At 62.4% G+C, this 24,850-nt stretch carries 21 protein-coding genes and 2 pseudogenes; 11 read left to right on the top strand and 12 right to left on the bottom strand.

The window, feature by feature from the left end; all coding sequences use genetic code 11:
- The first annotated feature begins 11 nt into the window (after positions 1-11).
- The 4 genes from ATY29_RS04955 to ATY29_RS04940 are packed head-to-tail and all read left to right on the top strand — an operon-like array spanning position 12 to position 6,234.
- Positions 12-932 carry a DUF58 domain-containing protein gene (locus ATY29_RS04955; protein WP_097535398.1) on the top strand — a complete coding sequence of 307 codons (921 nt, stop codon included), beginning with the start codon at positions 12-14 and terminating at the stop codon, positions 930-932.
- A complete protein-coding gene (locus ATY29_RS04950; protein ID WP_097535396.1) occupies positions 929-3,742 on the top strand; it encodes a DUF4159 domain-containing protein in 2,814 nt (937 codons plus the stop codon). Before ATY29_RS04955 ends, ATY29_RS04950 begins: the two co-directional genes overlap by 4 nt.
- Position 3,743: 1 nt before the next feature.
- Positions 3,744-5,813, top strand: a complete 2,070-nt coding sequence (locus tag ATY29_RS04945) for a hypothetical protein (protein WP_097535394.1) — start codon at positions 3,744-3,746, stop codon at positions 5,811-5,813.
- 4 nt (positions 5,814-5,817) lie between these two features.
- Positions 5,818-6,234: a GNAT family N-acetyltransferase gene (locus tag ATY29_RS04940; RefSeq protein ID WP_097535392.1), complete on the top strand. Its 417-nt coding sequence runs from the start codon at positions 5,818-5,820 to the stop codon at positions 6,232-6,234.
- Here ATY29_RS04940 and ATY29_RS04935 read toward each other — a convergent pair whose 3' ends face one another.
- Entirely contained in the window at positions 6,235-6,798 is a 564-nt protein-coding gene (locus tag ATY29_RS04935) for a GNAT family N-acetyltransferase (protein ID WP_097535390.1), read from the bottom strand.
- A gap of 228 nt (positions 6,799-7,026) precedes the next feature.
- Here ATY29_RS04935 and ATY29_RS04930 point away from each other — a divergent pair, with 228 nt between their 5' ends.
- A complete protein-coding gene (locus ATY29_RS04930; protein WP_097535388.1) occupies positions 7,027-8,037 on the top strand; it encodes a glutathione S-transferase family protein in 1,011 nt (336 codons plus the stop codon).
- Positions 8,038-8,124: 87 nt separating this feature from the next.
- Here the strand turns inward: ATY29_RS04930 and ATY29_RS04925 are convergent, their stop codons facing one another.
- Positions 8,125-8,604, bottom strand: a complete 480-nt coding sequence (locus tag ATY29_RS04925; protein ID WP_003565563.1) for an NUDIX domain-containing protein — start codon at positions 8,602-8,604, stop codon at positions 8,125-8,127.
- Between the two features lie 70 nt (positions 8,605-8,674).
- Here ATY29_RS04925 and ATY29_RS04920 point away from each other — a divergent pair, with 70 nt between their 5' ends.
- From ATY29_RS04920 to ATY29_RS04895, 5 genes and pseudogenes are all read left to right on the top strand, one after another.
- On the top strand, positions 8,675-9,583 hold the full coding sequence (locus ATY29_RS04920) for a metallophosphoesterase family protein (protein ID WP_097535386.1): 909 nt from the start codon (positions 8,675-8,677) through the stop codon (positions 9,581-9,583).
- 161 nt (positions 9,584-9,744) lie between these two features.
- The gene (locus ATY29_RS04915; RefSeq protein WP_025416755.1) at positions 9,745-10,305 is read left to right on the top strand and encodes a tetratricopeptide repeat protein; all 561 of its coding nucleotides are present in this window, start codon (positions 9,745-9,747) and stop codon (positions 10,303-10,305) included.
- Positions 10,306-10,492: 187 nt separating this feature from the next.
- The gene (locus ATY29_RS04910; RefSeq protein WP_003565566.1) at positions 10,493-11,002 is read left to right on the top strand and encodes an RNA polymerase sigma factor; all 510 of its coding nucleotides are present in this window, start codon (positions 10,493-10,495) and stop codon (positions 11,000-11,002) included.
- A 1-nt stretch (position 11,003) separates the two neighbouring features.
- On the top strand, positions 11,004-11,846 hold the full coding sequence (locus tag ATY29_RS04905) for an anti-sigma factor family protein (protein WP_097535384.1): 843 nt from the start codon (positions 11,004-11,006) through the stop codon (positions 11,844-11,846).
- A gap of 142 nt (positions 11,847-11,988) precedes the next feature.
- Positions 11,989-12,201: pseudogene (locus ATY29_RS04895) on the top strand (winged helix-turn-helix transcriptional regulator); the annotation flags it as partial.
- 11 nt (positions 12,202-12,212) lie between these two features.
- Here the strand turns inward: ATY29_RS04895 and leuA are convergent.
- The 4 genes from leuA to ATY29_RS04880 form a co-directional block, all read right to left on the bottom strand.
- Complete coding sequence (gene leuA / locus ATY29_RS04890; protein ID WP_003565568.1) at positions 12,213-13,946, bottom strand: 2-isopropylmalate synthase; 1,734 nt, start codon at positions 13,944-13,946, stop codon at positions 12,213-12,215.
- 156 nt (positions 13,947-14,102) lie between these two features.
- On the bottom strand, positions 14,103-14,228 hold the full coding sequence (locus tag ATY29_RS38165) for a hypothetical protein (protein ID WP_280176715.1): 126 nt from the start codon (positions 14,226-14,228) through the stop codon (positions 14,103-14,105).
- A gap of 60 nt (positions 14,229-14,288) precedes the next feature.
- The gene (locus ATY29_RS04885) at positions 14,289-15,521 is read right to left on the bottom strand and encodes a benzoate/H(+) symporter BenE family transporter (protein WP_097535382.1); all 1,233 of its coding nucleotides are present in this window, start codon (positions 15,519-15,521) and stop codon (positions 14,289-14,291) included.
- Between the two features lie 165 nt (positions 15,522-15,686).
- Positions 15,687-16,271: an ATP-dependent Clp protease proteolytic subunit gene (locus tag ATY29_RS04880; protein WP_003565570.1), complete on the bottom strand. Its 585-nt coding sequence runs from the start codon at positions 16,269-16,271 to the stop codon at positions 15,687-15,689.
- A 279-nt stretch (positions 16,272-16,550) separates the two neighbouring features.
- Here ATY29_RS04880 and ATY29_RS04875 point away from each other — a divergent pair, with 279 nt between their 5' ends.
- The gene (locus ATY29_RS04875; protein WP_003565571.1) at positions 16,551-17,318 is read left to right on the top strand and encodes a DUF2076 domain-containing protein; all 768 of its coding nucleotides are present in this window, start codon (positions 16,551-16,553) and stop codon (positions 17,316-17,318) included.
- Between the two features lie 115 nt (positions 17,319-17,433).
- Here ATY29_RS04875 and queF read toward each other — a convergent pair whose 3' ends face one another.
- The 6 genes and pseudogenes from queF to ATY29_RS04845 form a co-directional block, all read right to left on the bottom strand.
- Complete coding sequence (gene queF / locus ATY29_RS04870; protein ID WP_003565572.1) at positions 17,434-17,898, bottom strand: preQ(1) synthase; 465 nt, start codon at positions 17,896-17,898, stop codon at positions 17,434-17,436.
- Positions 17,898-18,812: a CDF family cation efflux transporter EmfA gene (gene emfA / locus ATY29_RS04865; RefSeq protein WP_003565573.1), complete on the bottom strand. Its 915-nt coding sequence runs from the start codon at positions 18,810-18,812 to the stop codon at positions 17,898-17,900. Before emfA ends, queF begins: the two co-directional genes overlap by 1 nt.
- Before the next feature lie 221 nt (positions 18,813-19,033).
- Complete coding sequence (locus tag ATY29_RS04860; protein ID WP_003565574.1) at positions 19,034-19,705, bottom strand: DUF2161 domain-containing phosphodiesterase; 672 nt, start codon at positions 19,703-19,705, stop codon at positions 19,034-19,036.
- A gap of 15 nt (positions 19,706-19,720) precedes the next feature.
- Positions 19,721-19,961 (bottom strand): annotated as a pseudogene (locus tag ATY29_RS04855) (hypothetical protein).
- A gap of 114 nt (positions 19,962-20,075) precedes the next feature.
- Positions 20,076-22,265, bottom strand: a complete 2,190-nt coding sequence (locus ATY29_RS04850; protein WP_097535380.1) for an anthranilate synthase — start codon at positions 22,263-22,265, stop codon at positions 20,076-20,078.
- A gap of 270 nt (positions 22,266-22,535) precedes the next feature.
- Positions 22,536-24,788, bottom strand: coding sequence for a TonB-dependent hemoglobin/transferrin/lactoferrin family receptor (locus tag ATY29_RS04845; RefSeq protein WP_097535378.1), 2,253 nt, complete (start codon positions 24,786-24,788; stop codon positions 22,536-22,538).
- Positions 24,789-24,850: the final 62 nt, after the last annotated feature.

Raw genomic sequence — 24,850 nt, 5'->3', positions numbered from 1 at the left:
AAGCCGGACGCGTGGCATCTATCGGACAGATCGTCAACCCGACGTCAGGCAGCGATGCCCTTTCCCGCGCCAGGCAGCGGGCCGCCCTGGTACCGGACTGCCTGGTGGAAGCCAAGCGCATCGCCAACACGGTCATCGCCGGCTGGCATGGCCGCCGCAAGCGCGGCATCGGCGAGAATTTCTGGCAGTTCCGCCCCTATGCCGAGGGCGAAAGCCTGTCGCGCATCGATTGGCGCCGCTCCGCCCGCGACGACCATACCTATGTGCGCGAGCGGGAATGGGAGGCGGCCCATACGATCTGGCTCTGGTGCGACATGTCGCCCTCGATGATGTACAAGTCGAGCTATGGCAGCGTCTCCAAGGAAAGCCGCGCGCTGGTCGTCATGCTGGCGCTGGCCGAAATTCTCGCCCGCTCCGGCGAGCGCATCGGCTGCCCCGGCATCATGGAACCCGCCTCCGCCCGCAACGCCGCTGAGCGCCTTGCAGCCGCGCTGATGCACACGCCACTAACGGGTGGCCTGCCGGAAACGGCGATGATCCGCGGCTGGAGCGACCTCGTCCTAATCGGCGATTTCCTCGACGGCGCGCCAGCGATCATGGAACGCCTCGGCCCACTTGCCCGCCGTGGCCTGCGCGGCCACGTGGTCGAGATAGCGGATCCCGCCGAAGAGATATTCCCCTATAGCGGCCGCACCGAATTCACCGATCCGGAGAGCGGCGCCAGGCTGATCGCCGGCCGCGCCGAACACATCCGCGAGGCCTATCGCAACGCCTATCTCGCTCGCAGGGACAGCCTCGGCCAGTCGCTGCGCCATCTCGGCTGGACCTTTGCGACGCACCGCACCGATCATCTCGCCTCGGAGGCGCTAGTCGCGGTGCACATGTACCTGTCCGGCATGCCGGCCAAGGCGACGCATGGAGGGCAGCTGTGAACGCCCTTCCCTTCGCTTTCGCCTTTCCCGCCATTCTCGGCGCCCTCATCGCCCTCCCGGTCATCTGGTGGCTGCTGCGGCTGACGCCGCCGCGCCCGAAGACCGAGGTCTTCCCGCCTCTAAAAATCCTCGCCTCCGTCTTGAAGCGCGAGGAGACGCCGGCGCAAAGCCCGTGGTGGCTGACGCTGCTGCGCATGCTGCTCGCCGCCACCATCATTCTTGCGATCGCCGATCCGGTCTTCAATCCGCGCACCAGTTCGCTCGCATCCGGCGGCCCGCTCGTCCTCTTCGTCGACAACAGCTGGGCGGCCGCACCCGACTGGGAGCGCCGCATCCAGACGGCCGACGCGTTGATAGACGACGCCGAATCCGCCGGCACGCCTGTGTCGATCGCCTTCACCGCCGATCCGACCAACAACGCCGTTCCAGGCACCGCCGCGAGCGCTCGCGACAAGCTGCGCGCCGCCGAGCCGCGACCGCTGGTGCCGGACCGTGAGCGCGCCTTCCAGGCGCTGCGCGCCGCGCTGAACGGCCTCAAGCCCGGCACCCTCGCCTTCCTGACCGACGGCGCCGCCGCCAAAGCCGACGACGCGACGGTGCGCAGGCTCGCTGAACTCCAGCCCGCCGATCTCCGCCTGATCGAGGGCGATGCCGCTCGCACGGTCGCGATCACCGCGGCTAACAATGCCGCTGACGCCATGACCGTCAAAGTCACGCGGCTCAACGCTTCGCGTCCTGCCTCCGTGGCGCTGAACGCCGTCGATAGCCAGGGCCGCTCGATCGCAAACGGCAGGGTGGACTTCAGCCCCGGCCAGAGCGTCGCGACGAGTTCGATCACCGCCCCTTTTGAAATGCGCAATGATTTCGCCCGCGTCAGTGTCGATAACGGCGCGACGGCCGGCGCCGTCCACCTTCTCGACGATGCGTTCAAGCGCCGCCGTGTTGCCTTGCTATCGGGTGAAGGAGGCGATGAATTCCAGCCGCTGCTGTCGCCGCTCTATTACATCCAGCGAGCGCTCCAGCCCTATGCGGATCTCATCCAGCCCAGCGATTCCGATCTTTCGGTCGCCATACCGAAACTTCTCGCCAGCAATCCCTCCATCATCATCATGGCCGATATCGGCCGTCTGCCGGAGGAGACCTACGAACCGCTGACACGCTGGATATCGAATGGCGGCATGCTGTTGCGTTTCGCCGGTCCGCGCATGGCCGCAGCCCCTGCGGACGATCCGCTGATCCCGGTCATCCTGCGCCAGGGAGAACGGGCGCTCGGCGGCACATTGTCCTGGAGCGAGCCGCAGTCGCTCGCCGAATTTCCGAGTTTAGGGCCTTTCGCCGGCATAGCGCGGCCCGCCGATGTGGTCGTCAAGCGGCAAGTGCTTGCCGAACCGACGCCCGATCTTGCCGAACGCACCTGGGCGAGCCTGGCTGACGGCACGCCGCTGGTGACGATGAAACAACTCGCATCCGGCCAGATCGTCCTGTTTCACGTCACGGCGGAAGCGACCTGGTCCGATCTGCCGATCTCAGGCACGTTCGTCGACATGCTGCGCCACCTCCTGCAGATATCGCGTTCAGGCGGCGTAACGTCGGAGGCCCGCGGCAATGCGCGTGTCTCCGAAACGCTGCCGCCATTCCGGATGCTGACGGCCAAGGGCACACTCGTCTCCGAGACGGGTTCGGCTCGGCCCCTCATTCCGCAGGCGGGAGCCGAACCGACGGCGAATTTCGACAACCCGCCCGGTCTCTATGGTTCGGAGGATGGTTTCACCTCGCTCAACGTACTGCCGGAGAATGCCGAACTGATGCCGCTCGACACAACGGGGACCAATGCCGTGCGCGAAGGCCTGATCGGCGGCGAAAGCTGGTCGGCAAAGCCCGCGCTTTTTCTGGTAGCTTTTCTGCTGCTTCTGGCCGACAGCCTGATCGTCCTCTTCATGAACGGCGCGTTCTCGCGCTCGCGCCCCGCTGTCAGCACCGCCGCGATGATCGCCATTGCGCTCAGTGCCGGCTTTCTGATGCAACCCGGTACGCTTCACGCCGACGACTCGAAGCCGGGTGACGACCTCATCCTTCAGAGGCTCGATAATACGCACCTCGCCTATGTCGTCACCGGTGAACAGGATGTCGACGATATATCCGAGCGCGGCCTCGAGGGCCTCACCCAGTTCCTGACCTTCCGCACGACGCTGGAACCGGCGCCGCCGGTGGGCATCGACCTCACCAAAGACGAGCTCGCCTTCTACCCGATCATCTACTGGCCGGTTTCGGCGACGGCGCCGATGCCGTCTTCGGCTGCGATCAGCCGCATCGACGCCTATATGCGCAACGGCGGCACCGTGCTTTTCGATACGCGCGATCAGATCAGCGCATTGGACAATGGCGGCAATGTCAGCGCCAACGGCGAGAGGCTGCAGCAAATCCTCGGCAATCTCGACATTCCGCCGCTGGAACCTGTGCCATCCGATCACGTGCTCACGAAATCTTTCTATCTTCTGTCGAGCTTTCCCGGTCGTTACACGGGCAGTCCACTGTGGATCGAGGCCCGGCAGGGCAGCCGCGAAGCGACCGAAAAATCGGCGGCGACGGCCGACGGTGTGTCACCGATCCTGATCACCGGCAATGATTTCGCCGGCGCTTGGGCAGTCGACAACAACGGCGTACCGATGCTGCCGACCGTGCCGTCCGATGAAGCGCAGCGCGAATATGCCTACCGTGCCGGCGTCAATATCATGATGTACATGCTGACCGGCAACTACAAGACCGACCAGGTCCATGTTCCCGACCTTCTCGAACGGTTAGGACAGTGAGATGACCTTCGACTTTTCGCCCTTCCTGCCTTGGCCGGTTCTGGCCGCACTGGCCACCGTCAGCGTCATCATCGCCGCCTTCGCGATCTGGCGCGGCATTCGCGGCGCCTGGATCAGAACGCTGGCGGCGCTCGCCATGCTGACCGCGCTTGCCAATCCGGTGCTGCTGCAGGAGGACCGGGATCAGCTGTCGACGATCGTCCCGGTTCTCGTCGACCGAAGCCAGAGCCAGCAGACGCCCGATCGCATCAAGATGACCGACGATGCGCTGGCCGCCCTGAAGGGACAGCTCGCCCGCTTCCCCCAGATCGAGCCTCGTTTCGTCGATGTCGAAGGCGACGTCAATTCCGACGTGCCGTCGACGCGCCTGTTCGACGCGCTGTCAGCCAACATCGCCGATGTCCCGCCTGCCCGTATCGGCGGCGCCATCATGCTGACCGACGGCGAAGTTCATGATGTTCCGGCCGCCAACCAGGCGCTCGGTTTCGACGCGCCGATCCATGGCCTCATCACTGGCAAGGCCAACGAATTCGATCGCCGCATCGAAGTCATCAAGGGGCCGCGCTTCGGCATCGTAAACGAGGAGCAGCAGGTCGTTCTGCGCGTCTTCGACGACGGCCCGAGCCCCGGCGGCACCGCCAATGTCACGGTGAAACTGAACGGTGACGAGATTGCTACTTTGCAGGCGACACCTGGCCAGGATACGCCCTTCTCCTTCAAGGTGCCGGCCGGCGGCAGCAACGTGCTGGAATTCTCCGTCGCAGCACTCCCCGGCGAGGTCACCACCGCCAACAATCGCGCCGTTCATGTCATCGACGGCATCCGTCAGAATCTTCGCGTCCTTCTCGTCTCCGGCGAGCCGCATGCCGGCGAGCGCGCCTGGCGCAACCTGCTGAAATCCGATGCCTCCGTCGATCTCGTTCACTTCACCATCCTGCGCCCGCCGGAAAAACAGGACGGCACGCCGATCAACGAGCTGTCGCTGATCGCCTTCCCGACGCGCGAACTCTTCGTCGACAAGATCAAGGATTTCGACCTCATCATCTTCGATCGCTACCAGCATCGCGGCGTGCTGCCGCTGCTCTATTACGATTACATCTCGCAATATGTCGAAAACGGCGGCGCGCTGCTGATCGCCGCCGGGCCTGAGCATGCTGGCCCCGATTCGATTGCAATAACGCCGCTTTCCACGGTCCTGCCGGCAACGCCCACCGGCGAGATGATCGAGAAGGCCTTCTATCCTCGCCTTTCCGAGGAAGGCCGCAAGCATCCCGTCACACGCGGCCTCGACGGTTCGGCTGAGGAACCGCCGCATTGGGGACGCTGGTTCCGCAGCGTCGACGTCGACCGGCCGCAGGGCGAGACAATCATGCTCGGCGCCGACAACCACCCGCTGCTGGTGCTGAACCGCGCCGGCCAGGGCCGTGTCGCCATGCTGCTTTCCGACCAGGGCTGGCTCTGGGCGCGCGGTTTCGAAGGCGGCGGCCCGAATGTCTCGCTCTACCGCCGCATCGCCCATTGGCTGATGAAGGAGCCGGCGCTCGAGGAAGAAGCGCTGACGGCGCGCGCCTCTGGCAGGACACTTGAAGTCACGCGCCAGACGATCGGCGACAATCCCGGCAACGCCACGGTGCGTTACCCCTCCGGCAAGACCGAAACCCTGCCGCTCACCCAATCCGAACCCGGGCTCTACAAGGCCGAAAAGCGGATGGACGAGATCGGCCTATTCGAAATCCGCAACGGCAAACTGTCGACGCTGGTCCATATCGGCGCCGTCGACGCACCGGAATTCAAGGCGATGATCTCGACGACGGATGTGCTGAAGCCTGTCGCCGACAGAAGCAAGGGTCTCGTCACCCGCGTCGCCAACGCAAACGGCAGGATCAACGTGCCGCCGATCCTGCCTGTGCGCGGCCAGGTCCGCGTCGCCGACAACGATCGCATGATGATCCGCATGACCAGCGAGACGGTCTTGAAGGGCATCAACACGCTGCCGCTCTTTGCCGGTTTTGCCGGCGTCGGCATCCTGCTGCTTGCCTTCGGAACCATGTGGTGGCGCGAGGGGCGGTAATCTGATGCGGGAATTCGAGTTGACCGCCTCCCCCTCGCCGGAGGAATTGGCGGCGATCACCGATGCGCTCTCCGCCTTCAACAACAGCGATGTCGGCCCCTCGGATCGCCGGCCGCTTGCCGTTCTCATCCGCGATACCGACGGCAAGGTGACCGGCGGTCTTTCGGGCTATACCGCCTGGGGCTGGCTCTTTACCCAGATGCTCTACATTCCCGACACGTTGCGCGGCAGCGGTCTCGCCGGCAGAATCCTGGCAAAAGCGGAAGAAGAGGCCAAGGCCCGGGGCTGCCGCGGCGCCTGGATCGACACCTTCAGCCCGCAGGCTCTGCATGTCTACATCAATCAGGGTTATGAGGTTTTCGGGGAGCTTGAGGATTTCCCGGAAGGCCGCACACGCAGCTTCCTCCGGAAGAATCTTTAATCATCCCTGCCACGCGATCGTGCCGGTCAGCCGTTCGTGCACGCCCTCGGCAATTGGTACGACGAGGACGCGGCCGGGATCGACGGGGCCTGGAAAGGCAAGCGCGTTATAGGCGACTTTCTCGAAGCCGAGTGGGCCGTAATAGGGCGGATCGCCGACCAGGATGACGGCTTCCGAGCCTTTGCGTCTAGCCGCCTCCACCGCAATCCGCACCAGTTCGCGACCGATGCCCTGGTTCTTATGGGAAGGACGCACGGCGAGCGGGCCGAGCAGATGACCCTTCACGCTGCCGGCCAACACCGGCGTCATCCGCACGGAAGCGATCGTCTCGCCATTATCGGTGCAGATGAAGGAGAGCGACAGGTCATGCGGCCCCTGCTCGCGGATGCGCGCAGCCGCCCGCGTGAAGCGGCCGGGACCGAAGGCTTCTTCGTTGATGTGTTCGATGGCGGCGTCATGAGACGCGTCTTCTGTAAGATAGACGAGATCGTGCTTGTACATGATGACAGAAACCGGGTGGACAAATTGATGGTTCTCGAACACGCCTTGGGCGTTCGGGAGCATCAGCGTCGTCGCGGGTTTCTGGAAATGAACATCAGGCAAGGATCCTAAAATCGTGAAAAGGCGGATAGCAGGAAAAATTTCCGCAGTCCAACGCAAAATGCAAGGGACGGCACTCGAAACTATGCAGTGCTCGAACGGCGTGACACACTGTTCAACCTTTACCGCCTGCAAAGCCCCGCTATCTCAGCTAAGTCAGGCCCCGACACGCAACCAAAGGAAATGAAGATCATGGGAATGCTGGTGGACGGCGTCTGGCATGATGTCTGGTACGACACGAAGGAGAGCAAGGGCCAGTTCAAGCGGCAGCCCTCGCAGTTCCGCAACTGGGTGACGTCGGACGGTCAAGCCGGCCCATCCGGCAGCGGCGGCTTCAAGGCCGAAGCCGGGCGATATCATCTCTATGTCTCACTTGCCTGCCCCTGGGCGCATCGTACGCTGATCTTCCGCAAGCTGAAGAAGCTGGAGGATCTGATCTCGGTCTCGGTCGTCGACCCGCTGATGCTCGATAACGGCTGGGAGTTCAAAGTCGGCGACGGCGCCACCGGAGACCAGCTTTACGGTTCAGCCACGCTCTGGCAGATCTATGCGAAGGCCGATCCGCATTACTCCGGCCGCGTCACCGTTCCCGTCCTTTGGGACAAAAGGACCGGCACGATCGTCAGCAACGAATCCGCCGAGATCATCCGCATGTTCAACAGCGCCTTCGACGGGCTGACCGGCGCGAGGACCGATTTTTATCCCGAGGATCTCCGCGCCGAAATCGACGCGCTAAACGCCACCGTCTACGACACCGTCAACAACGGCGTCTACAAGGCGGGCTTCGCCACCACCCAGGAAGCCTATGAGGAAAATGTCGGCAAGCTGTTCGAAACCCTCGATAGGCTCGACGAACGCTTGGGCAAGGGCCGCTATCTCTTCGGCAACCGTCAGACCGAAGCCGACTGGCGCCTGTTCACGACGCTGGTGCGCTTCGACCCCGTCTATGTCGGCCATTTCAAATGCAACATCCGACGGATCGCCGATTATCGCAACCTGCCCGGTTACTTGAGAGATCTCTACCAGACGGCGGGCATTGCCGAGACGGTGAACCTGACGCACATCAAGCACCACTATTACCGCAGCCACAAGACGATCAATCCGACCGGCATCGTCCCCGTCGGCCCGGCGCTCGATCTCGACAGCCCGCACGGTCGCGCTACAGCGCCGCGCGTCTTTTTAGACGCGCAAAGGACGCTGTAGAACTTTAAATTGCTGCATAATTTACTCTTAAATCGATTCCGATTTAAGAAATTATGCAGCGGCTTGCCGCGGCTTGAGACTTGCCTCTCACCAGCGGTGATCGGGCTCCTGCTCGCCCCGAAGCTCGGCGAGGCGGCGATGCGTCGCCTCGGTCGTGCCTTCGGGCAGGCTGTCGAGCGAGAAGAAGCCGCTGTCGGAGATCTCCCAGTCGGGTGGGCGCGGCGCGGTCTGCTCGACGCTCGCCCGGTAGAACACGACATGGTCGCGACGGGTGGTCGTGGTGTTGAAATAGACCTGGACCAACTGCGGTTTGCCGATGATCCTGAGGTTGCCCTCCTCGCGCAATTCCTTGGCGAGCGCTTCTTCGACCGTCTCGTTGCGCTCCAGCCCGCCGCCCGGCATATGCCAGCCGCCGACATAGCTGTGGCGCACCAGGAAAATTCGCCCCTCCGCATCGAAGCAGGCAGCCCTGACGCCCATCGTCATGCCGCGGGCGAAGGAGAAATAGACATGCAGAAGGCGCAGGGCCGTCCTGATGTGTAGGGGCCGCTTTTCTTTATCCACCATCGTTCCGTTTCAGACCTTCATCGCGCCGGATGTGTTTGATTTGTCAATAAGCTGGTCTATGTCTCGTAGCATGTTCAAGCTCGCGCATATTTCCGACGTCCACCTTGGGCCGTTGCCCCGTCTTTCCATCCAGGAGTTGTTTTCAAAACGTATAACGGGCTTTGTGAACTGGCATCGAAACCGACGCAAGCACCTTTTCGGCAGCACGCTGGATCTGCTGCTCGACGACATCCGCGCCCATCAGGCCGATCATCTGGCCGTCACCGGCGACCTTGTCAATCTGGCGAGCGGCATTGAGATCCGCGCCGCCGCCGCCTGGCTGCGCGAACTCGGCGACCCCGCCGACACCTCGGTCGTTCCCGGCAATCACGACGCCTATGTGCCCGGCGCCTACGAGAAGTCGATGCGCGCCTGGTACGATTATGTCCGCGGCGATCTCTCCCCGCCGCAATGGCAGGAGGATCGCCACATCTTCCCTTATCTGCGCATCCGCGACAAAGTCGCGATTGTCGGCTGCTCGACCGCGGTCGCCACGCCGCCCTTTGCAGCCTCCGGCTTCTTCGGCGCGCGCCAGGCCCGCGACACCGTCAATATGCTGCGCGCAGCCGGCGAAGCCGGTCTCTTCCGGGTCGTCATGATCCATCATCCGCCGATCCGCGGCGCCACCACCTTCTATAAGCGCATGATCGGCATTCGCCGCTTCGCCGCGGTGATTTCGACCGGCGGCGCCGAACTCGTGCTGCACGGCCACACCCACCTGAACACGCTGCATTGGCTGCGTGGCCAGGTGCAGCCGGTGCCCGTCGTCGGCATCGCTTCGGCTTCGCAGGGACCGGGCAGCATCAAGCCGCCCGCTGCCTACAACCTCTTCTCCATCGACGGTTCTCCCGGCGCCTGGGAACTCAGCGGCGAGCGTTTCAGCCTCAACAGATCAGGCGACGCAGTAATGCGGGAAAGCGCTGATATTTTCGTACGTTAGCATCGGTTCCGGACTCCTTTCCTCCAGCACTTGAACCGATCTGAGAGGAGGTCAGGCGATCGTCGCAACAATTGCTGTAGAGGCTGCTTACCCTACTTGGTATTTTTGGCGGTAAGCGTACAATCCGGCCCAACCGCATCGCCTCAGAACGGAGCCCGCCGATGACTTCTTCTTTCCGTCACCTGTCCAGACTTTCGCTCGCCGCCGGCTTTGCCTTCGGCATCGCCACGGCCGCTTTTGCGGTCGGCGGCGGTAATGATGACACCAATCCGCCGCCGAAGACCGAGACGACGAAGACCTGCACCGGAGGCAAGGTCTGGGACAAGGCCAAGAAGGAATGCGTCAATCCGAAGAAGAGCAGCTTCAACGACGACGATCTCTTTAAATTCGCACGGGAATTTGCCTATGCGGACCAATATGAGAACGCCATCACCGTGCTCAATCTCGCCCGCAATCAGAACGACCCGCGCATCCTGAATTATCTCGGCTACGCCAACCGCAAGGCCGGCCGCATGGAGCTCGGCATGTCCTACTACCGCAAGGCGCTGCAGGCGGATGAGAACTATATCCTCGCCCGCTCCTACATGGGCATGGCGCTGGTAGAACAGGGAGATATCCAGGGAGCCCGCGTCCAGCTCGTCGAAATCCGCGATCGCGGCGGCGAAGGCACATGGGCCTATCGCGCTCTGCTGCAAAGCTTGAATGGCTACAAGACATATTGACGCAAGTTTTGTGGCCCATAATACGAAAATCCCTTGAGAAAAGGGGATGAAGACAGCCGGATGCTTGCGAAGTGCAGGAGACTTGCTTCATAAAGCACATGCAGCGTCGGCGTCGATAAGGCCGGCTTCGCGCCCGAGGGCAAACCCTTCGTCCGCGAAACCATCGTGAATGCTTCTTGGATAGACAATGCGTCAACCCGCAACGACCATCGATCTCCGGCGTGATCTCGTCGGCCTTCTGCCCCGCCTTCGCCGCTTCGCGATCACGCTCGCGGGTGAGGCTGCCATGGCCGACGAACTCGTCCAGGCCGTCTGTCAGCGCGCCATCGCCAAGGGCCATCAATGGAGCGGAGAAGGCCGGCTGGAAAGCTGGATCTACACGCTTGCCCGCCAGCAATGGACCGAGGATAGCCGCAAGCGCAAGCCGAAGGCCTCCGTCCGCGGCAACGTCACCGATATCAGAGAGGCCGCCCGCGAACGCTCGGCTGCGGTCGATCCCGACGCAATCCATCGCATGATCGCGGAGATGCCGGACGGCATCTGCAGCATGTTCCTGCTTGTCGATGTCGAAGGCCACAGCTACCAGCAGGCGGCCGACATCATGGGCGTTCCGGTGGCAAATGTCGTTTCGCAGATCGCAACCGCCAGGCTGCATTTTGCCGGGCTTGCCGGCTCCCACCCGATCCACAGGTACTGAATTGCCCGATCTCAGGAAATTGCCGCTCGAAGCCCAACTCACCGCTCTGCTCGATGGCGAGGTCTCGCCCGAACAGCGCCACGAGCTGGAGCAGCGCCTGGCAGAGGACGAGAATGCGCGGCGGCTGCACGAGAAACTTCGACACGGCGCCGATTTCGGCCGCCGCCGCCTCGACGACATCCTGAAGGAGCCGGTGCCGCTTGCCCTCGTCCGCTCGATCAAGAGCACGCAGCCGCCGAAGACGCCGATCGCCCAGCGCGCCACGCGTCCGCCGGTGAAGCTGGCGCCGAGCGGCCCGCAGGCGCTGGCCGCCGCGCTTATTCTCTTCGCCGTCGGTTGCGGCATCGGCTATTTCGTCGGCATCAGCCCGGATGCCGATGAAATCGCCACCACGACCTCCGCCACGGCGCCTGCCAATACCAACGACTGGCTGGGCGACGTCACCGCCTATCAGCGCTTGCTGATCCGCCAGCCGCGGCATCTCGTCGAAGTGCCCGCCTCGCAGGCCGAGGAAATCTCCAGCTGGCTGACGACCGCGATCGGCGTGCCTTTCCGCGTGCCCGATCTCAGTGGCGAGTCCTGGACCTTCCAGGGCGCACGCGTCATCCTTGGCGACAGCCGCCCTGTCGGCCAGCTCGTCTATTCCAACGCCGACGGCGACGTCATCTCCATCTGCTTCCGCAAGGATGCGCAGCCACCGGAGACCGACGACTTCAAGGAAACCATCAAGGACGAGATCGGTCTCGTGACATGGCATAATGCCGGCACGTCCTACGTGCTTGCCGGCCCCTCCGCCGAAGCGACGCTAGGCCAGCTCGCCATGAAGATCGCTGCGGCGATCTGACGGCAGAGCATGGTTCCCTGCTCTGCTTTATTGATTTAAGGCACAAGCACGACCTTGCCCACCACTCTGCGTTCCTCGATGGCGCGATGTAACCCCGCCGCTTGATGCATCGGAAAGCGGCCGCCATCGATGACCTTGAGCCCAGATGGAGGAACACGGGCTGGTCGCCCGCCGAGTATTCGCCGAAGTACCAGCCCGCGTCGAATACAGCACGACTGAACTTGGCCTTGATCTCGAACCGGTGTTGCTGGCGCTTTGCCAATGGGGTCAGCGCCACGCCGAGGCGAGGAACGAAGCCGGCGAGATCGCCGACTGCATCGTCAGGCCGCGCCGCACCGACGCGATCGCGGCCTGAACCCTATCTGATCAGACTCTACCAGCCTTAACGTCGAGCACGCGGTTGGCGGCCGAGACGATCGCTTCCAGCGATGCCGCAACAATATTGGTGTTGACGCCGGCGCCAAAGAGCTTGCCGCCGGGATAGGAGGTCTCGACATAGGAGATCGCCGCTGCGTTCGAGCCGTGCTGCAGCGAATGCTCGGAATAATCCTCGACCGACATCTCGATGCCGAGATAGTGCGACAGTGCGTTGATGAAGCCGTCGATCGGACCGTTGCCGCGGCCTTCGATGCGCTTGATCTCACCATTGTCTGATATCTCGGCCGCAACGATCCGCTGACCCTTGCGCTCGGTGTCGGGATAGGTGTGGTGATCGACAAACCTCAGGCGTGCATCGGGCTGCGTCACATAGCGCTCGATGAAACGATCGTAGATCCGCCTCGAAGGAAGCTCCTTGCCCTCGACGTCGGTGATGCGCTGGATATCCTCGCGGAACTCGACCTGCAGGTTGCGCGGCAGGTTCAGCCCGTAATCCTGCTGCAGGATATAGGCGATGCCGCCCTTGCCGGACTGCGAGTTGATGCGGATGATCGCCTCGTAGGAACGGCCGACGTCGCGCGGGTCGATCGGCAGGTACGGCACTTCCCAGACGGGATGGTTGGCGACCTGCGCCGCCTTCATGCCCTTGTTGATCGCATCCTGATGTGAACCCGAGAAAGCCGTATAGACCAGTTCCCCGACGTAAGGGTGACGCTCGGAAATCGCCATCTGGTTGGAATATTCGAACACTTCCTTGATCCGCTCGATGTTCGAGCAGTCGATCTCGGGATCGACCCCTTGCGTGAACATGTTCAGCGCCATCGTCACCATGTCGACATTGCCGGTGCGCTCGCCATTGCCGAACAGCGTGCCTTCAACGCGGTCGGCACCTGCCAGCAAGGCCAGTTCGGCAGCGGCGATGCCGGTGCCGCGATCGTTATGCGGATGCAGCGAAATGATCAGGTTCTCGCGATTGTCGAGATTGCGGCACATCCACTCGATCTGGTCGGCATAGACGTTCGGCGTCGCCATCTCGACGGTGGACGGCAGGTTGATGATCAGCTTGTTGTCGGGCGTCGGCTTGACGACCTCGATGACGCCGTTGCAGATTTCCAGCGCCACTTCGAGCTCCGTGCCGGTAAAGCTCTCGGGCGAATATTCGAAGCGGTAGCCGCCGCCGGCTTTGACGGCCATGTCGGTAATCATCTTGGCGGCATCGACGGCGATCTGCTTGATGCCCTGCACATCCTTGGCGAAGACGACGCGGCGCTGCAGCTCACTGGTCGAGTTGTAGAAGTGCACGATCGGCCTGTTTGCGCCTTCCAGCGCTTCGAAGGTGCGTGTGATCAGCTCAGGCCGGCACTGCACCAGCACCTGCAGGGAGACGTCGGCGGGCACATTGCCCTCCTCCACGCACCAGCGGGCGAAATCGAAATCCGTCTGTGAAGCCGAGGGAAAGCCGATCTCGATTTCCTTGAAGCCCATCTCCAGCAGCAGCTGGAACATGCGCGCCTTGCGGTCGTGGCCCATCGGGTCGACCAGGGCCTGGTTGCCGTCGCGCAGGTCGACCGAGCACCAGACCGGCGCCTTGGTGATGATCTTTGTTGGCCAAGTGCGGTCTGGAATGTTTACCTGCGGATAGGGCCGGTATTTCACCGCGGCGTCGGGCATGCCCTTTGCAGGGCTCGTCGCGCTTTTGGAGGATTGCGTTTTCGCGTCCATGGTATCGTCTCCTCGTCCCGGCATTTGCCCCGCTCTTAGCCGATCACATCAGGCTTGGCGATAAACAAATGCGGACCTTTGTCGGTCGTTAGGTCAATTTTGAAAATGAGTCGCGAGGAGCGATGGCCGGGCGGGCTTTCGGCCGCCGGGCGCTCCTCAAAGGACCCGGCAACCGCGCGTAAGGCCGAGGAGAAGAAGCGAGGTCAGGGCGCGCGTATTGTCACGCAAGGCGATGCGGCCGCGTGCAATCGTGTTGGAAATCCTGGCGCCAGTGGTCTTCATGGCCGCGCTTATAACCTTGGGCGGCGGAACTGGCAAGCCCTTGCGGCACGGCAACCTCCATCACCGTGGCTGAGCCCGATCCTTCGACATCTTCACCAGCCGTGACAGCGCCAGCATCAGCCCACCGGCGATCAATCCCCAGAAGGCGCCTGATATGCCGCCGAAGGAGATGCCGGAGGCGGTGACGAGGAAGGTGATCGCCGCCGCCTCACGTGATTCCGGCGCCTGGAAGGCCGACATCGCCGACGACGAGAAGGCACCGACGAGCGCCAGTCCCGCCACCGCCTCGATCAGGATAGGAGGCGCCAAGGCGACGAAAGCCGTCACCACGCCGGCGAGCAAGCCGAGGATGATATAACCGACGCCGGCGATCAGTGACGCCCAGTAGCGCCGCTTGGGATCGGCATGGGCATCTTGGCCCGCGCACATTGCCGCTGTGATTGCCGCCAGATTGACGGCATGGCCGCCGAACGGCGCCGACAGCAGCGAGAAGAAGCCGGTGACCGCAAAAAGCGGGCCGGGCTTCGGATCATAGTGATTGACCTTCAGCACCGCGATACCGGGAATGTTCTGCGATGCCATGGTAACGATGAAGAGCGGCAGCGCGATCGACACGAGACCGGCAAGGTTGAACACCGGCCGGACGATTTCCGCCGTCGGCACCAGCGATTGTTCGAGCGACCTAAGCGCGCCGTCCGGGATATCGACACCGAAGGTGAGCACCAGCACGAAGGCCGCAAGTGCCGCCGGCACCGCCCAGAGGCGCTTGAAGGCGCCGACGACGATCCAGGCGCCGATGATCGGCAGGCCGACGACGGGATTGAAACCGATTGCCTTCACCGGCGCGAAGCAGAGGCCGATCAGCACGCCGGAAAGCATCGCATTGGCAAGCGGCGCGGGAATGGCAGCAACCGCCCGGCCGAGCGGCTTGAACAGCCCCGCGACGATGATCAGCGCTGCACAGATCAGGAATGCCCCGACCGCAGCATTGAAACCGCCGTCGATCGCGCCGGTGCTTGCCAGCAATGCCGCCCCGGGCGTCGACCAGGCAATGCTGATTGGCAGCCGCGTCACGGCGCTCAGCACGATCGCGCAGACGCCCATGGAGATCGACAATGCCATCAGCCCGGACGCCGCCTGCGCATCTGTCGCACCGACCGCCTCGAGCCCGTGCAGCACGACGGCAAACGAGCTGGCGGAACCGACGAAGGCGGTCAGCAGCCCCATGAACAGGGCTTGGACGGAAAAATCTTTGAGCATGGCGGGACTCGGCGATCTGCGGGAATGGCGCATGGAGCATGATGGTTGCCGCTGGCGCAAGCCCGAACTCAGCTCTTTCCGTTCAGCACCCGCGTCTTCCTATCCGTCAGGCTCTCCATGCCGGCCAAGACCGGCAGAAACAAAACGCCCTCGCCTGATGTTGCAGGCGAGGGCGTTCAAAAGCTTCAAATGAAAAACTCAGATATCGGCCTGTGACGTCACGATCCGCGAGACGAGACCGTAGTCCTTCGCCTCTTCGGCCGACAGCCAGTAGTCGCGATCCGTATCCCTGGCGATCTTGTCGAGCGGCTGGCCGGTGGCCTCCGCCATGATCTTGTTCAGGCGCTCGTTCATCTTGATGATCTCGCGTGCCTGGATCTCGATATCGGATGCCATGCCGCGGGTGCCGCCCGAGGGTTGGTGCAGCAGGAAGCGGGTGTTCGGCAGGCACAGGCGCCGCTCCTTCGGGGCGGCGACATAGATCAGCGCGCCGGCGGAGGCGACCCAGCCCGTGCCGATCATCCAGACCTTCGGCTTGATGAACTTGATCATGTCATGGATGGAATCGCCGGATTCGACGTGGCCGCCGGGCGAATTCACATAGATGCGGATATCTTCGTCGCCGGCCGCGGCAAGCGCCACAAGCTGCGAGCAGACCTTCTGCGCCAATTCCTGATTGATCGGTCCGTAGATGAAGATCGAACGCGACTTGAAAAGATTCGCCTCCGTTTCCTTGCCGAGCGGCAGTTCCTTCGTCTTGTCGTCCTGGTCTTCGTCGTTCATTCGAACCTCTTGGAGATGAATTCGGCTTCCCCGCACATAGTGCGACTCAATGCCTAAAACAATGCGGGAAAAACACAAGGCACCGAAGCGATGGAGATATCCTTAAGAAGCCGCGCGCCGTTCTGCAAGCCTTACTGAAATGTAACGGTGAAAGGCTTTGAAAAGCCTGAATCGGTTCCTACCTCAACCTTACGCAGCGATAGCTGCAGCGAAAAACCATGGAGCGCTTTACGCGTCCGGTCGGATACGAGAGCGCTCCGGACCAACAGGAGGCAGAACATGTCACCCGAAGAACGCCAATTGCTGACCGCCCTCTTCGACCGCGTGCGCACAGCAGCGGCGCAGCCGCGCGACCGCGACGCCGAGGCCCTGATCGACCAGGCGACGCGCGAACAGCCCTCCGCCACCTATTATCTCGCCCAGGCCGTCATCGTGCAGGAAAAGGGGCTGGAAGCGGCCGCCAACCATATCAAGGAACTCGAAGAGCATGTCCGCCAGCTGGAAGCCGGGGCGAGCGATCACCGCCAGGCCGAACAAGGCGGCGGCTTCCTGAGCTCGATCTTCGGCAACACCCAGACGCAGCAGCCGGCACCGGTTCCCTCCAATCCCGGTCCCTGGGGTCAGCAATCGCGCTCCTATGAGGATTCCCGCGGCTACGACCGCGATGGCCGGCAACAGCAGCAGCAGCCGACCGGTCCCTGGAACCAGCAGGCCGGTGCGCCATCAGCCGGCGGCAGTTTCCTGCGCGGCGCGCTCGGCACGGCCGCCGGCGTTGCCGGCGGCATGCTGCTTGCCAATTCACTGAGCGGCATTTTCGGCAATCACATGTCCTCGCTCGGCTGGGGCTCGCCTTTCGGCGCCAACCCCTTCGGCAATGCCAGCGCGCCCACCGAGGAAACCATCATCAACAATTATTACGGCAATGACGACGCCCGCCAGGCCTCGGATATTGCCGGCAATGACAATGACGACAATGTGCAGCAGGCCGATTATGACGACGGCGACGATTATAGCGATGACTCGTCCGGCGACGTTACGGATGTTTGACGGGCAGAAATTGGCGGTTGATTTTACACCGCCGCACCGTATCCCGGCCCTTCGCTCTAGCTCAGGGCGTTCGCTGCTGCAATCGATTCACTGGCGCCTTTGGCGGCGCCGCAGCTTACCCACGTCCGCGATAGGTGGCGACGCCCTGATCCGGCAGCCATACACCTTCCGGCGGTTTGCCAGTCTGCCAGAACACGTCGATCGGAATACCACCGCGCGGATACCAGTAAGCGCCGATCCTCAACCATTTGGGATTGAGCAGCTCGACGATGCGCTTGGCGATATAGATCGAGCAGTCCTCGTGGAAAGCGCCGTGGTTGCGGAAGGAATGCAGGAAGAGCTTCAGCGACTTCGATTCCACCAGCCATTCGCCCGGAATGTAATCAATGACGATATGGGCGAAATCCGGCTGCCCGGTCATCGGGCAGAGCGAGGTGAATTCCGGCGCGGTGAAGCGTACGACGTAATCGGTGCCGGCATGATTGGACGGCACTTTTTCAAGCACCGCCGCCTCCGGCGATTGCGCGGTTTCGGTTTGCTGACCCAGCATCGACAGGCTGGAAACATCGGTATTCGGCATCATGCCTCCTTGACGACTTTGACGCGGATGCCATGGGCCTTTTCGCCCTCCGGCTCCACGTGAATGGCTATTTTAGCGCCCTCGTGCGCCGCACTGATGGCATCCTCAAGGCGGTCGCATATATCATGCGCCTGCCGCACCGACATAGTGCCGGGCACGACCATGTGAAAATCGATGAAGGTGACGGTGCCCGCCCGCCTTGTTTTCAGGTCATGCACGCCGATCGAGCCCGCCGCATGGGTGGCGATCGCTTGCTTGATCGCCTCTTCGTCGAGCGGATCCACCGCCTGATCCATCAGCCCGCCGATCGATTGCGAGATCACTTTCCAGCCCTGATAGAGGATGTTGACGGCGACGAGAATGGCGAGCACCGGGTCGAAGATCGCATAACCCGTCGCCAGCGCCAGCAACAGGCCGACGAGCACGCCGGCGGAGGTCACCACGTCGGACAAGATATGCTGCCCGTCGGCTGCGAGCGCCGCCGAGCGGTATTTACGCCCGGTCCGGATCAACAGCCGCGCCCAGACCGCATTGATGACACCGGCCGCCAAATTGATCGCGAGGCCGAGCACCGGCGCATCGAGCATGCGCGGTGCTGCGAGATACCCCACCGCCTCGTTGACGATCAGCAGCGCGGCGACCACGATCAGCACGCCCTCGGTGACCGCGGACAGATATTCTGCCTTGTGATGGCCGAAAGGATGGTCGTGATCGGCCGGTTTCTGCGCGTAGCGGATGACGAAAAAGGCGATGAAGGCGGCCACGACGTTAACGGTCGATTCGAGCCCATCCGACAACAGCGCCACCGACCCGGTAACCCACCAGGCCACCATCTTCAGTCCCATGACACCGAGCGACAGCGGAATGCCCCACATCGCCAGCTTGCGAACCGTAAGATCGCCGTTGTCGCTCATATCGTCCTCCTGCGGTTGCGAATGAATTGCAGGGTCCAAGCCATTGAAATGCAAAACCGCCCACGCGAATGTCGCGCAGGCGGTCCAGTTTGAGGGTGATATGAGCGATGATGCAGGATTTGTCAAAGAGAATGACACTTCCTTCACAGGTGTCTTCACGACTGTTGTCACCCACAACTGGAAAGCAGCGACGGTGAATGTTCGCGATCCCGCTGCGGCGCTCAGTGAGCCGGGTCTGAGAGGACAGGCTGCGGCCAGCGCAAAAGCGCGGCCTGCCCCGCCGGCGTCAAGGCGTAGATGCCCTTTTCTATGCGCTCGAACCATCCGTAGACGTTGTCGCGCAGGATCGGACCGGCCTTTAATGTAAGCGCCTTCATATCTCGAGGCCTTACGATTCCCCGATCGAGTGCCGAAGCGCAAAGCAGCGCCTGCTGACGATAGGCGGTCATGATCGGCGCCCGCGAGCCGCCGCCGACAGCCGGGTCGCCACGACGGCGCTGATGCTCATTGACAAGACGCGTGCGCCGCTTCGGGTTGGTGCGCGGCATCGGCGAGACGGAACTGACGATGACGCTGACCTCGCCGCCATCGGAGACGCCGAGCATGCCGATACCGAGCCGCCGGCAGAGGTCGCGAAAGCGCCTGTCGGCCTCCCGCCCGCGCCCCTTGGCCGAAACGCGCGCCGCGATCCAGACTTCATCGCTCATAGCGGCGCGGTCGACCGCCTGCAGAAGCAGTTCGAGGTTGAAGGAAAGTTTCAGTTCGCAGACCACCACGACCGGCGGCTCGCCCTCGCTCAAGCCGACGAGATCGCATGCGCCGACCTCGCCCTTCACGACATAGCCGGCCGCTTCCAGGAAGGTTTTGACCGGCAGGTAAAGCGACGTTTCCACAGTGAAAACGGCGCCTCAGGCAGCGTTAAGATCGGCAATCTCGCCATATCGGGCGAGCAGTCGCGGCGAGGACATGTCGCCGGTTTCCTCGTCGACGATCACGGCATAGGCCGCCACGCCGACAAACCGCTCAGCCATCGCCGAGGCGATCTTTTCAGCACTGACGGAATTCGACGCCTGGCGCATTTCGCCGGGCACAAGATTGCCGCGGTTTTTGCGGTAAAGGAAGCACGATGAACTTTTCAGCATTGGCCACGGCGATGGGTTCCGATTGATCGTTCCTGAAATGTTCTGATTTGGCGAACAAAGTCAACCTCGGAATGCCCGCTGCGCCCTTCCCGCAATCAGGAAGGGCGCAGCGGAATTACCGTCACGCAGCCTTCGTCTTAGCCTTGCGCGCCAGATGTGCCACGACATTTTCAATCATCCGCATGCCGGCATCGCCGCCGAGCGTCATGATCGATTCCGGATGGAACTGCACCGCGGCGATCGGCTCCTTGGCGTGCTCGATGCCCATGATCGTGCCGTCTTCGCTTTCCGCCGTGATGATGAACTCGCGCGGCAGCGTCGAAGGATCGGCGAAGATCGAGTGATAACGGCCGACGGTCACTTCCTTCGACAGGCCGGAGAAGACGATACCCGGCTCCAGCACCCGGATGCGCGAGGGCTTGCCGTGCATCGGCAGCGCCAGATGGCGCAGTTCCCCGCCATAGGCTTCGGCGAGCGCCTGCAGGCCGAGGCAGACACCGAAGATCGGCAGGTTGCGCGCCCGCGCCTTCTTGATCGTCGCCTTGCAGTCGAAATCCTTCGGCGTTCCCGGCCCGGGCGACAGCACGACCAGATCCGGGTTCAGCCGGTCGAAGATTTCCTCCGGCACAGGCGTGCGCACGGTCGAAACCGTCGCCCCCGTCTGGCGGAAATAATTGGCGAGCGTGTGAACGAAACTATCCTCATGGTCGACAAGCAGGATGCTGACGCCCTTGCCGACGGAAGCAACGTCGCGCTGCATTTTGCCGGAATTGCCCGTTTTGGCATCGCGGATAGCGGAAAGCATGGCAGAGGCCTTCAATTCTGTTTCGGCTTCTTCTTCTTCTGGAATGGAATCATTCAGCAGCGTCGCACCGGCGCGCACCTCGGCGATACCGTCCTTGATGCGCACTGTGCGCAGCGTCAGGCCAGTGTTCATGTCGCCGTTGAAGCCGACCATGCCGATTGCCCCACCATACCATGCACGCGGGCTTTTTTCACGGCTCTCGATGAAGCGCATCGCCCAGAGCTTCGGGGCGCCGGTGACGGTAACGGCCCAGGCGTGGCTCAGGAACCCGTCGAAGGCGTCCATGTCGTCGCGCAGCCTGCCCTCGATATGGTCGACCGTGTGGATCAGGCGCGAATACATCTCGATCTGCCGGCGGCCGATCACCTTGACGGAGCCAGGTTCGCAGACGCGGCTCTTGTCGTTGCGGTCGACATCCGAGCACATGGTCAGCTCGGATTCGTCCTTCTTCGAATTCAAAAGCTTGAGGATCTGCTCGCTGTCGGCGATCGGGTCGTCACCACGCTTGATCGTGCCGGAGATCGGGCATGTCTCGATCCGCCGACCGGAAACGCGCACGAACATTTCGGGCGAGGCGCCGACCAGATATTCCTGGTGGCCGAGATTGATGAAGAAGGAATAGGGTGACGGATTGATCGCCTTCAGCCGCTTGGAGATGTCGGAAGGCTTGCTTTCGCAGCGCTCCATGAATTTCTGCCCGGGCACGACTTCGAAGAGGTCGCCCTTGCGGAAGCTTTCCTTCGCCTTGACGACCAAATCGGCATATTCGCCCGGCCGGTGATCGCTCTTCGGTGGAATGGCATCCGTGTGCTTGAAAGGCTCGGGCGCGATGTCTTGCGCCTTGCCCTCGGTCGTCACGCCGCCCTTTTCGAAATCGTAACGGTCGATCCAGGCCTTGGCGGCATAATTGTCGACGACCAGGATCTCGTCCGGCAGGTAGAGCACCATGTCGCGCTGGTCGGACGGCCGCGTCAGCTTCAGATCGATCGCGTCGAACTGGAAGGCGATGTCGTAGCCGAAAGCGCCGTAAAGCCCGAGGCTCGCATCCGCCTGCGAATAGAAGAGGTCGGCCACGGCGCGCAGTACGGTAAAAACCGTCGGCATCTTCGAGCGCTCTTCCTCGGTGAATACCCGGTCCGGCTTCTTGACCAAAAGGTCGAGGCGGCGGGCGGAGGAAGCGCCGAGCACGAGTTCGGACACAGTCTTCAGCCGCTCGGCCACGAAGCCGAGGAGCACCTCGCCGCGTTCGTTATAGGCTTCGATCCAGACGTCGCGCCCGAAGGAGGAGATGCCGAGCGGCGGATCGACGACGGCGGTATCCCAGCGCGTATAACGGCCCGGATATTCGTAGTTCGACGAGAACACCGCGCCGCGGCGTTCGTCGAGCTTGTCGATATAGGAAGAGACCGCATCGCCGTAGGGGATTGCCCGCCGCTGCCGCGTGACGGATATACCGCCTTTGGTCTCGTAGATTTCCGCACCATCATCCCGCAGGATCGTTACCATTGTTCCACTCCGTTATCGGGGCCCGGACGACAGGCGGCGATAAAATAAAAAAGCCGCCTCGAAGTTTCGGGCGGCTCACTCGTCGTCGTCTTTGGACACGATTGGTCGAGGCCGCCTTAGCGAGCCCACCACCAAACAGCAATGTTCAAGGACTTGATCATGGGAAAAATAGTTAGCCTGAGATCAGGCATTGCGCAAGAGGCGATCGCGGGAATGAAAAAGGGCGGCCCGAAAGCCGCCCCTCCCCAGCCTTGAAGGCATGATCGGTAATCAGAACGTCTTGGAGAGCGAGACCTTGAAGGTGCGGCCAGGTTCGGAATACCAATCGCGCGGCTGCGACGCCGTCGCCGAGCTGAGATTGACCTCGCGCACGGCAAGCGCGTTGAAATATTCCTGGTCGAAGATGTTGTAGACGCCAGCCTGCACGCGCAGGCCCGGCAACTGTTCCGGCGTCCACCAGCCGGTGAGGTCGACGATCGCATAGCCGGGCGCATCGAAGGTCGTATCGGCGGTCGAGCCGACGGTGTTGAGATGGTCGGTGAGCATCCCGGCCGAAAGCGTCGAGGAAAGATCGAAGCCGAAGGTCTCATTGCTCCAGCCGCCGCCGACAATCGCCTTGAAGGGTGCGACCGAGCGCAGACGCTGGGTGGTTTCTTCATTCCGGCCATAGGCATAGGCAAGCGAAGCATGCAGATTGATGCCGTTGTCGAAGGTCTTGGCGGCGCTGGCTTCGATACCCGAGATCACGGCTGACGACACGTTCGTGTAATTGAACTGCGTGAAGCCGGTGGCGTCTCTGGTTGTCACAGTCTCGATAAAGTTCTGATAGCGGGTGTGGAACGCTGCGACCCGGCCGGTGAAATCGCCCGTGTCGAAATTGGCGCCGATTTCGACACCGCGGCCGATTTCCGGTTCCAGGTTAGGATTGCCGAGCTGAGCGTAGCGGCCCGTGGGGTTGTAGAAGCGGCTGTAGAGTTCGTCCACCGTGGGGGCACGGAAGCCGACGGCCAGCTGCGCGTAGAGCTGAACATCGGGCGTCAGGTCGTATGTCGCAAGAATCTTCGGCGACATGCCGGCTTCCGTTCGCTCGCGCAGATCGCCGAAACGGGTAAGCCCGGTGTTGTTGGCGAAACCGCCGTCGGTCGACGGGTCGTAGTTGAACCAGTCGAAGCGGACGCCTGGCGTCAGCGTAAAGCCGGTATTGCCGATTTCAATCTTGTCTTCGACAATAAGCCCAAGGCTCTGGCTGTCCACATTGGGTACTTCCGCCTGGTTGTTCAGCGCCGGGCATGTTGTCGCCGTTGGGCAAAGTGCCCAGCTATACTGGCTCCAGCTCGTAACACCGATGTCGAGGCCAACGCGAACGGAATGGCTGAGACCGGAATATTCGAAGTCCTTCGTCGCGGTGCCGGTGAAGCCCCAGGTTTGGCTTTCGATCTCGTTGTTGCGGCCATAGGCCACATTGGCGGTCGTACGGCCTCTGCTGCCGGCTTCCTTCTTCAAGTCCAGCCAATAAAGCGTGGCGCGCGCGCTGCTGAAGAACGCGTCGGAAGATTGTGCCTCATAATCGTAATCGAGAGAAACGCGGTCGCGGTCGCGCCGTTCGCGGCCGTCATAATTGTCGATCATGAAGTTGCGGGCCGCAGTACCCCCCTGGAGTTCGCGCAGGTCGGTCGTAAGATCGCGGCGGAAGCGTTCCGCCGTCATGCCGATGCGATGGCCGCCTTCCAGATCCTGGCGCAGTTTGAAGAGCAGGTTATTCTGATCGAAATCAGCCGGATCCGCCTCGGTGCGAAGGGCGCCATAGCTGCCATTGTCGCCCAAATTGTCGCGTTCATGGCCCTTGCGGTAGCCGCCCTGAAACAGGATCGACGTGTTGCCGATCTTCTTGGCAGCGGCGGCCGAGCCGGAAAGGCTGCGGTCTTCGCTATCATAGGTCGACTTGACGATCGCACCCCAGTCGCGGCCTTCTGGAATGAGATCTTCCGGCTCCAGCGTGTTGAGAACGATGGCGCCGCCGAGCATGCCGGAACCGCCCTTGCTCGAATCCGCGCCGCGCACGATATCGAGCGAGGACAGTGAATCGAAATCGAAGGTATCGCCGCCGCCATTGGCGTTGGCCGGCGCAAAGGCACCCTGGCGCGCGCTGTTCGAAATATAGGGGATCGGAATGCCGTCGATCGTGGTCAGGATGCGAGCGCCGGAAAGGCCGCGCAGGTTGAAGCCAGAATCGGCGCGCGAATAGTTCACGCCTGCATCGACGCTGCGGCCGATATCGTCATAGCTGGTGACCTGTTTTTCTTCCAGCTGTTTGCTGGTGATCTCGGTCGCAAGCGGCGTGTCGGCGACGCTGCCCGGCGCCACGCGTTTGCCCTTGACGACGATCTTTTGCAGGACGGTGCCGTCCGCGCTGGCCTGCGGCGCCGTTGCCGGAGCGCTTTGCGCTAGAGATTGCGAAACAGGAAGAACAACTGTGGCTGCCGTGCAGACCAGGAGAACCGAGCGCCAATGCCGGACGATCATAACCTACCCTCTCATGATGATTACCGGGCTGGCTGGTCGTGGCGCGTCGAACGCTCGAGGGG

This window comes from Rhizobium hidalgonense (genome assembly GCF_002914525.1).
Classification (GTDB): domain Bacteria; phylum Pseudomonadota; class Alphaproteobacteria; order Rhizobiales; family Rhizobiaceae; genus Rhizobium; species Rhizobium hidalgonense.
The sequence above is the reverse complement of the archived record's forward strand: the minus strand, read 5'-3'. Positions and strand labels throughout refer to the sequence as shown.